The following is an 8,989-nucleotide window of genomic DNA, read 5'->3' as shown; positions in this document are numbered from 1 at the left end:
GAAGCCGCCAACCTGGTGCTCGCACGGGGCAACCCATGGTCCGCAACGCCCACCACCTGAAACATGGTTGCTCCACCAGCCGCTCTTCCCCCGGCTCAAGGCCGGGGTCGGCGTCCGGTCCCCCTCCCCCGCTTCGCAGGGGAGGTGAAGCCCCTTTCCGCCCTGCGCAGCCAGAGCGTCAGTTGACGAGCAGATTGGCGAACGTCGGCTTCACGGCGCCGAGTCGCTGACGGGAGCCGACCCGTTGCAGACCCTAACAGATGGCCCCACCTTGATCACGCGTTCGTGAAGTGCCAACTTCCCCGCGACTGGAGGAGCCACCGTGAAGCACTCGCTCGTATTCGTGGCGACCGCAGGCCTAGTTCTCACTGGATGCAGCCGATCCGAACTGACCGGAAGCGGACCAGGTCACGGTGCTGGTCGCTACGCCGGAGTAGGGCTCTACCAAGCTGATCGAATGTGGAAGCAACTGGTGGGGCCCGCACCGAAAGAAGCGGGCGCGGCGCGGATCGCAGACGACAGTTACGTGATCGTTGCTATCGACAGCCGGACGGGCGAGCTTCGCCAATGTGGCAATCTGAGCGGCCATTGCATTGGCATGAACCCTTGGTCGACCGCCCTAACGCAAGCCCACCTCGCGCCAGCCTCCCTTGCGAAACACGCTGAGCAGCTCGATGCTGAAGCCCTGTCCGAGACCAAGCCGGTTTCGAGCGCGCCCACCGTGGAGCCCAAAGTCCGCTAACCACCCGGTCGTGACGCTGGCGAGGTCCGCTACGGGGCGCCTCGGCCAAGGTCCGCAATGCAGCAGCGTCGCAAAGGCGGTTCGCGACCCAACGCGGACATTGCTTGTAGCGCCTGCAACGACGCCGTCAGCCTTTCCATTCCTCGCTGAGCAGAGCGTAGAGGTGAGTGTCGCGCCAACCGTCGCGTACCCTTCGGTCCCTGAGCAACGTGCCCTCACGGCGCATGCCGAGCTTTTCCAGCAGGGCGACCGAGGCAGTGTTTCGCGCATCGCAGCTTGCCCAGATGCGGTGCAGGCCGAGAGTCGAGAAGGCCGTGCGCAGAAGGGCTGACCCCGCCTCATAGCCGTACCCATTGCCCCACCAAGCGCTGCCGAAGACATAGCCCATATCGCCGCCGCCGTTCTGGTCGACGCCTAGCCTCACTGACCCGATCACGCGGTTGGCCTCAATCAGCTCTACGGCCAGATTGACCTCGCGACGCGGCCACACGGCCTGCTCGTCGAGGGTTAGGCGGAGCCGCTCGCGGCTGATCTCTGCTGTATTCGGACCCCATTCCATGAAGCGGACCGTGTCCACGTCCGACGCATAGGCGTGGACGTCATCGAGGTCGTTGACCCCAAACTCTCGCAGCCGCAGGCGTTCGGTCTCGATCGGGAACCAGCATGGGGAAGCCGAGGGCATAGCCCAGACTATGGGCGTGTGTGTCCGCAAGCCACCCTCAGCGGACGGTGCCAATGGCCGCTCCGAGGCCGAAAGCGCAAACGTCAGCTATCAGGCGGAGGGCCTACGGGAGAAACCGATCCACTGCGGGCGCCGGCCCCTCGCCGCCCACCCTCGTCATCCCGGGCGTAGCGCTCGCCAGAGCGCGCAGACCCGGGACCCAGCCGCACACGCCGCCGACGCTTCGCTAAGGGCGCTGCAGCCACGACAGCGGTCCTTCCGGCTCCTCGAACCAGTGGTCGGATAGATCGCGCCATTCGGGGTTCTCAGCCTCGATCAGCTGCAGCTTCCAGTCGCGCCGCCAGCGCTTGATCTGCTTCTCGCGCCGGATCGCCTCTGCCATCACGGCATGGGCCTCGTACCAGACCAGGGTCTTGCAGCCGTAGGTCTTGGTGAAGCCTTCAAAGGTCCCGAGCTTGTGCTGACGGATACGCGCCATAAGCGTGCTCGTCACACCGGTGTAGAGCGTTCCGTTGCGAGTGCTCGCCAGGATGTAGACAGCGATGAAGGCGTCCTGCCCAACCATCGGTGAAAGCTAGGCCGTGACGCGGCTTGCGTCATCCATCGTGACGCAGCTTCAGGGTCCCGTCTGCTGGGTCCCGGGTCTCCGCGCTCTGGCGAGCGCTCCGCCCGGGATGACGACCAGGGGGAGCGGATGACTGCTCGCGCCCGAAAAAATTGCGGGGGCGGGGCTTGCGGAGCTTTACCGGCGCTCCAATCTCGGTCTTGCGGGACCGGGCCCCTCTGACGATCGACTGCGATCGTGATGTCGGACCGCACAGGTGCGCCTGGGGTCCGGATCGGTTGCTCTCCCCCAGCTTGCCCCCCATCTGGGCTCCGGGCGCGCCTCCAAACGGAGGAGCAACATGAACCACCATCGCATCTGGCGTCTGCGCCACCGGCATCGGCAGCTCGAACAGCTGATCCGCAGGGAGCAGGCCAAGCCGGCCCCCGACCAGCTCGCGATCCAGGACCTGAAGCGACGCAAGCTGCAGGTGAAGGACGAGCTGTTCCTGGCCGAGGCCGGGCTCGCGCCCGTCACCGTCCGCATGAGCCACGCCTGACGCCTTGGGGAGGCGCGGAGCCGCGCCTCCCCCTCTTCCTGGAAATCTTGAAATGACCGATCTTCTGACGGCGGCCGTACTCGGCCAGCCGCTCTGGATGTGGCTGGCCTTCGCCGGGCTGGTCGCGTTCCTGCTCACGCTCGACCTGGGCGTACTGCACCGCGATCAGCACGAAATCGGGGTGCGCGAGAGCCTGCTGCTGTCCGCCGGCTATATCGCTCTGGGCCTCGGCTTCGGCGCCTGGGTGTGGGCCGAGCTCGGACGGCAGTCCGGGCTGGAGTACGTCACCGGCTTCCTGATCGAAAAGAGCCTGGCGCTCGACAATGTCTTCGTGATCGCCACGATCTTCGCGGCCTTCGCCGTCCCGCGCGCCTATCAGCACCGGGTGCTGTTCTGGGGCGTGCTGGGCGTGATCGTCCTGCGCGGGATCATGATCGGCTTCGGGGCCACCCTCGTGTCCAGCTTCTCCTGGGTGCTTTGGATCTTCGCGGCGTTCCTGATCGTGATGGGGGTGAAGATGTTCTTCGCGGACAGCGCCCCCAAGGATCCGCACGACAGCCCCGTCTATCGGTGGCTCGCGCGCCGCATCCGGCTGACCCAGGGCTTCCACGGCCACTTCTTCTTCGTGAAGCAGGCCGACCGCAGCGGGAAGCTGGTCTGGTTCGCCACGCCCCTGTTCATGGCGCTGGTCATGGTGGAGATCGCCGACGTGGTCTTCGCGGTGGACTCGGTGCCGGCGATCTTCTCCATCACCACCGACCCGTACATCGTCTACACGTCCAACATCTTCGCCATCCTGGGATTGCGGGCGCTCTACTTCGCCCTGGCCGCGGTGGTGGCGCGCTTCGCCTACCTGAAGCAGGCGCTGGCCGCGCTGCTGGTGTTCATCGGCGGCAAGGTCTTCTTCGCCGAAGCCATGGGTTGGGAGAAGTTCCCGGCGGCCTACTCCCTGGCGATCACGGCGGCGCTGCTGGCCGCGGGCGTTGGCTGGTCGCTGTGGAAGACGCGGGGGATCGCCACGGCGGACGCGCGCGCCGGCTGACGCGCGCCGGACCGCCCTGCCCCGCCTCCCAGGATTCCTGAACGCGTCTGCAAGAGCGCCCAGGGTTTGAGCAAAGAGATTCCCTGAAGGCTCGATCAGACTTTTCCGCGGGCGGCGGGGCGGGGCGGCCCCTACATTGGCGGGATGGCGACGTCCGCGAAGAGTTCCCGTTTCGTCAGCGGCTTCGGCGTTCAGGTGCTGGCGGCGATGGTCGTCGGCCTGGCGCTGGGCTTCCTGGCGCGCCAGTTGGGCGTGGAGCCCGGCGAGCAGGGCCACGGCCTGGCCGAGACCTTGCGGATCCTGGGCGCCTCGTTCGTCCAGCTCCTCAAGGCGCTGGTGCCGCCGCTGGTGTTCACGGCCATCGTGGCCAGCATCGCCAACCTGGCCCAGCTCCAGAACGCCGCGGGCCTCGTCTGGCGGACCCTGCTGTGGTTCGCGATCACCGCCCTGATCGCCGTGGGCATCGGCATCGCCCTGGGCGTGGTTCTGCAGCCGGGCGCGCACGCCGGCGTCGCCGCCGAGGCCGCGAAGGCGCCCGCCACCACAGGGACATGGCTCGACTTCCTCACGGGCCTGATCCCGGCCAACTTCCTGGGGCTCACGGCCTCGACCAAGCTTGCGGACGGCGCGGCGGCGACCAGCGTGTCGTTCAACGTGCTGCAGATCCTGGTGATCTCGCTGGTGGTGGGAACGGCGGCGCTGAAGGCCGGCGAGGCCGGCAAGCCGTTCCTGGCGTTCAACGCCTCGGCCCTGGTGGTGGTGCGCAAGGTGCTGTGGTGGGTGATCCGTCTGACGCCCATCGGCACGATCGGCCTGCTGGGCACGGCGGTGGCCAAGTACGGCTGGGACGCCCTGGGCCAGCTCAGCCAGTTCGCCGTAGCGGTCTACGTCGGCCTCTTCCTGGTGCTGCTGGTGGTCTATCCGGCCCTTCTGGCGGCCCATGGCCTGAACCCGCTCAGGTTCTTCCGGGCGGCCTGGCCGGCGATGCAGCTGGGGTTCGTCTCGCGCTCGTCGATCGGCACCCTGCCGGTCACCGAGGCGGTGACCGAGACCGGACTGGGCGTGCCACGGGCCTATGCCGCCTTCGCCGTGCCCCTGGGCGCGACCACCAAGATGGACGGCTGCGCGGCGATCTATCCGGCGATCTCGGCGATCTTCGTGGCTCAGTTCTACGGCGTGCCGCTGCAGTTGCAGGACTATCTGCTGATCGTCTTCGTCTCGGTCATCGGCTCGGCGGCGACCGCGGGCCTGACCGGCGCCACGGTGATGCTGACGCTGACCCTGTCGACCCTGGGCCTGCCGCTGGAGGGCGTGGGGCTGCTGCTGGCCATCGACCCGATCCTGGACATGGGCCGCACGGCGGTGAACGTCGCCGGTCAGGCGCTGGTGCCGACGCTCGTGGCCAAGCAGCAGGGCATTCTGGACCAGGCCGTCTACGATGGCCGGGCCGAGGCGCCTGAGCCCGCCGTCGCCTAGCCAACCCAGGAGCGCGGCGGCGCCACCCCGCCGCGAGCGGGGTCCATGGACGAGGCCGCCTTGTCACTATAGCGTTACCACCTGGGGGACGATGCCGGGCGACCTCGAAGGCCGCTCCGCTCGTCGCAGCAAGGGGACGGCGTACGCGTGCGGGGTTTGACGCTTGAGAGGCCGTCCTCGCCCCCTGCCCCCGCCGGCCGTGGGACGGGCTGGGCCGCGTGAGCTCGCCGCCCACCCCCGAACGACGGGCAGCCTCGGTCCGCGCCGCCCTGGCGCGCGGCGACCTCCTGGGCGCCTACGACGAGGTCGTGCGCCGCGGCGACACCCTGCACCCCGAGCTCAATTACCTGGAGGTGCTGACGCTGGCCCGCCTGGGTGACACCGAACGGGGTCTGAAGCTCTATGACGACTACCGGCTGGCGGAGATCGGCGGGGTCGATCCGCTGTCGCTGAAGGCGCGGCTGCTGAAGGACCAGGCGTTCGACGCCGGGGCGCCCGATCGCAACCGCCTGCTGGAGGCGTGCCTGCTGTACGCCCAGGTGTTCCGGATGTCGAAGTCCAGCTACCCGGCGATCAACGCCGCCACCCTGGCCAAGATCGCCGGGCGCCCGCGGCTGGCGCGGATGCTGGCGCGGCGCGTGGCGGCCGAGACGGCGCCGGAACGCCGGTCGGGCTATTTCTCGCTGGCGACCCTGGCCGAGGCCTTGGCGGTGCTTGGCGACGTGGACGGCGCGCGCGAGGCCCTCACGCGGGCCATGCAGTCGCCGGACGCCGACGTGGGCGCGCGCTCCACCACCGTGCTGCAGCTGCGCCGCCTGCTCGCCGCCGAGGGCGACGGACATGGAATGGACAGCCTGCTGGAGCTGATCGAGCCGCCCAAGGTGGCCATGTTCTGCGGCAACATCTTCGTCGGCTCTCCCGAGCTGGAGGCCGACCTGGCCGCCCGCATGCGCGAGGTGATCGCGCGGGAGGACGTGGGCTTCGGCTACGGCGCCCTGGCCGCCGGCAGCGACATCCTGATCGCCGAACTGCTGCTGGAGCGCGGGGCCGAGGTGCATGTGGTGCTGCCCTTCGCCGAGCCCGACTTCCTGGAGCAGTCGGTGGCGCCAGCCGGCGAGACCTGGGTGGCGCGCTATCACGCCATCAAGGACCGGGCCGCCTCGCTGACCTTCGCCAGCAACATGAGCTACATGGGCGAGATGGAGCAGTTCGCCTACGGCTCCAAGGTGACCATGGGCATGGCGCGGCTGCGGGCCCGCCAGCTGCAGGCCGAGGCGATCCAGCTGGTGATCGTGGAGGAGCGGGGCGACCGCACGCTCAGCGGCTCGGACATCAGCGCCTGGCGCGCCACCGGCGGCCGGGCCGAGGTGGTCATCGCCCCGACCCTCGTCCGCCCGGTCATGCCCCCGCCGCCGCCGAAGTCGGACGTGGAGCGCGGCGTCTATGGGCTGATGTTCACCGACTACCCGGGCTTCTCGAAGCTGGACGAGCGGGCCCTGCCCCTCTTCTGGGAAGACGTGATGGTGCGGGCGGCCCGCACGCTTGAGGGCCACGGCGACGTGATCCGGCAGGGCAACACCTGGGGCGATGCGATCTTCGCGGTGTTCCAGGACGCGCCCACCGCCGCGGCGGCCGCGCTGGACCTGTGCGAGGAGCTGAAGAAGGTGGACTGCAAGGCGTTGGGCGTGCGCGAGGGCACGGCCATGCGGATCGCCCTGCACTACGGCCCCACCTACTCCGGCTACGATCCCGTCACCCGGCGGACGACCTACTACGGCAGCGAGGTCTCCCGGGCGGCGCGGATCGAGCCGGTGACGCCGTCGGGCGCGGTCTATGTCACCGAGCCCTTCGCGGCGGTGCTGGAGATGCAGACGGACCATCCGTTCGACTGCAACTACGTGGGCAAGATCGCCCTGCCCAAGGGCTACGGCGTCTATCCGCTGTATCGCCTGACCCGGAACCCTGCGGCGGACTGAGCCGCGTCAGCCGCCGGTCGCGACGCGGGTCTGGCCGGCAGGCGCCAGGCCGCGGCATTCCCCGGCCATCTGCTTGGTGAAGCTGGCGTCGGCGCCGAGCGTGTCGCGCAGGATCGTCATCCCCGCCGCGCAGTCGGCGCGGGCCTGCTCGATGCGACCGGCGCGGGCCAGGACCTTGGCGCGGTTGACCAGCAGGTCGCCGTGGTTGGGGTGGAGCTTGCCGTAGCTGGCGTCGTAGTTGCGCTTGGCGTCGTCCAGGGTGGCGAGGGCCTGGGCCGTGGCGCCGCGCTGGGACTCGATCAGCGCCAGGTACACCTCGGCGATGCCGATCAGGTAGTGCGGGCCGTCGAAGGCCTCGCGATAGATCGAGACCGCCTCGCGCAGCGACCGTTCGGCCTCGGCCATCTGGCCCAGGCCCTGGTAGATCTGGCCCTGCATCGAGAGGGTGTCCGCCAGGATCGGGTTGTCGGCGTCCAGCACGCCGCGCTCGATCCGCAGGGCGTTGGCGATGTGCCCGCGGGCGGTGCGCAGGTCGCCGGCGTTGAACGCATTCTGCGCCAGGGCGAACCAGGCCTTGCCGGTGTAGAGGTGGTTTGGACCCAGCTCCTTGCTGAACAGGTCCAGGGATTCCTTGAGGGACGCCTCCGCCGCCGCGAACTGGCCGTCGTCCGATAGCAGAAGGCCGCGGTTGTTCAGCACGGTGGCCAGGGCCCCCTCGGGCGCATCGTCGGCGGCGCGGTAGTAGGCGAGCGCCCGGTCGAAGGCGGCGACGCCTTCCTTCACCTTCGAGGCCGAGGTCAGAATGCGGCCCTCGGTGAGCGCGGCCTGGGCGCGGAGGCTGGCGTTGGCCTTCGGGTCGGGGCCGAGCAAGGCTTCGGCGTGGCGCACGGCCCCCAGGCCCTTCTCCAGCAGGCCCTGCTTCTCGTAGGTGGTGGCCAGGACCAGCATGGCCTCCGCCCCGTCCGGACCGGACCGGTTGATCACCGGCATCGCCTGTTCGAACGCCGTGCGCGCCTCGTTCAGGAGGCCCAGGTTGTTGTAGGCCCGGCCCAGGGTGGCCAGCAGCCGGGCCTGGATCGCCGGCTGGCCCGCCAGCTCCCGCCGCGCGCGTTCGGCGCTGCGGCCCAGGATGGTCAGGGCGGTGATGGTCCGGGGGTTTTCGGTGGCGGGGTTCGACAGCTCGAAGGTGCCGACCAGATAGTCCGAGGCCGCCCGCGCGGCGGCGGCTTCGTGCTGGGCGATCGTGCGCTGGGCGTTGGCCTCGATCCGCAGCGAGTTGGCGTAGAACGCCAGGCCGCCGGTGACCACCATGCCCACCACCGCGCCCGCGGCGATGGTGGTCATCTGGGCGATCCGCCGCTGGGTGTCGCGCTGGACCAGTTCGTCGAGCTTGAGGCCCGTCAGGCCGGCGATCAGCTTCTGGACCGCGAGCCGCGGACCGTCGGCCTCGCGCCGGACGTCGGCGGCGATGGGCTCGGCCGGGATGTCGGACAGCACGCCGTCGGCGCCGATCCTATAGCGCAGGGCCCGCGGGAAGCATTCCAGATGGTCGCGGCCTGGAATGTCGGTGGCGTTCGGCTCGCCGTCGGCAACGATGGCCAGCACGCGCGCATCGCCGTGGACGCGCTTGAACTGCAGGATCTCCTCGTTCACCCACCGCGAGCGGGCGGCGGCGGGCGAGCAGATCACCACTAGGAACATCGACTGGCGCAGCGCCCCGCTGAGCTCTGCCGTCAGGTCACCCGAGGCCGGCAGCTCCTCGCGGTCGCGGAAGATGGGCCGCAGACGCCGCGGCACCTTGCCGACGCCGGTCTGCCGCCCGATGAGCTTGGACGGGATGCGATAGGACTCCACCTCGCGATGGAGCCGCTGCGCCAGGTCCTTGTCCTTGTGGCTGTAGCTGATGAACGCCCGGTACGCGTAGGCTCCGTCCTGTCGGTCGTGAGAGTCCGCGTCGTCTGGCGTCAT

8 protein-coding genes are annotated in these 8,989 nt (G+C 69.4%); 5 read left to right on the top strand and 3 right to left on the bottom strand.

All coding sequences use genetic code 11. From position 1 onward, the window contains the following. Positions 1 to 457 precede the first annotated feature (457 nt). The gene (locus A2790_RS05965; RefSeq protein ID WP_293388696.1) at positions 458 to 742 is read left to right on the top strand and encodes a hypothetical protein; all 285 of its coding nucleotides are present in this window, start codon (positions 458 to 460) and stop codon (positions 740 to 742) included. A gap of 127 nt (positions 743 to 869) precedes the next feature. On the opposite strand, the gene A2790_RS05960 is transcribed toward A2790_RS05965, so the two are convergent. Both A2790_RS05960 and A2790_RS05955 read right to left on the bottom strand, forming a co-directional pair. Next, complete coding sequence (locus A2790_RS05960) at positions 870 to 1,424, bottom strand: GNAT family protein (RefSeq protein WP_293388694.1); 555 nt, start codon at positions 1,422 to 1,424, stop codon at positions 870 to 872. A gap of 226 nt (positions 1,425 to 1,650) precedes the next feature. Next, positions 1,651 to 1,989 carry a GIY-YIG nuclease family protein gene (locus tag A2790_RS05955; protein ID WP_293388691.1) on the bottom strand — a complete coding sequence of 113 codons (339 nt, stop codon included), beginning with the start codon at positions 1,987 to 1,989 and terminating at the stop codon, positions 1,651 to 1,653. 340 nt (positions 1,990 to 2,329) lie between these two features. Here A2790_RS05955 and A2790_RS05950 point away from each other — a divergent pair, with 340 nt between their 5' ends. The 4 genes from A2790_RS05950 to A2790_RS05935 all read left to right on the top strand — a co-directional run bounded on the left by A2790_RS05950 (position 2,330) and on the right by A2790_RS05935 (position 7,021). Further along, a complete protein-coding gene (locus A2790_RS05950; protein ID WP_293388689.1) occupies positions 2,330 to 2,527 on the top strand; it encodes a YdcH family protein in 198 nt (65 codons plus the stop codon). Positions 2,528 to 2,579: 52 nt separating this feature from the next. Continuing rightward, positions 2,580 to 3,569, top strand: a complete 990-nt coding sequence (locus A2790_RS05945) for a TerC family protein (protein WP_293388687.1) — start codon at positions 2,580 to 2,582, stop codon at positions 3,567 to 3,569. 144 nt (positions 3,570 to 3,713) lie between these two features. After that, positions 3,714 to 5,045, top strand: coding sequence for a dicarboxylate/amino acid:cation symporter (locus tag A2790_RS05940; protein WP_293388685.1), 1,332 nt, complete (start codon positions 3,714 to 3,716; stop codon positions 5,043 to 5,045). Between the two features lie 218 nt (positions 5,046 to 5,263). Beyond that, positions 5,264 to 7,021 (top strand): TRAFs-binding domain-containing protein, encoded by a 1,758-nt coding sequence (locus tag A2790_RS05935; RefSeq protein ID WP_293388655.1) that lies wholly within the window; start codon positions 5,264 to 5,266, stop codon positions 7,019 to 7,021. Positions 7,022 to 7,027: 6 nt separating this feature from the next. On the opposite strand, the gene A2790_RS05930 is transcribed toward A2790_RS05935, so the two are convergent. After that, on the bottom strand, positions 7,028 to 8,989 hold the full coding sequence (locus A2790_RS05930; protein WP_293388653.1) for a toll/interleukin-1 receptor domain-containing protein: 1,962 nt from the start codon (positions 8,987 to 8,989) through the stop codon (positions 7,028 to 7,030).

It is taken from the genome of Phenylobacterium sp. RIFCSPHIGHO2_01_FULL_69_31 (genome assembly GCF_001824475.1).
GTDB lineage: Bacteria > Pseudomonadota > Alphaproteobacteria > Caulobacterales > Caulobacteraceae > Phenylobacterium.
Note: the sequence above shows the minus strand (reverse complement) of the source record. Positions and strands in the feature narration are given on the sequence as shown.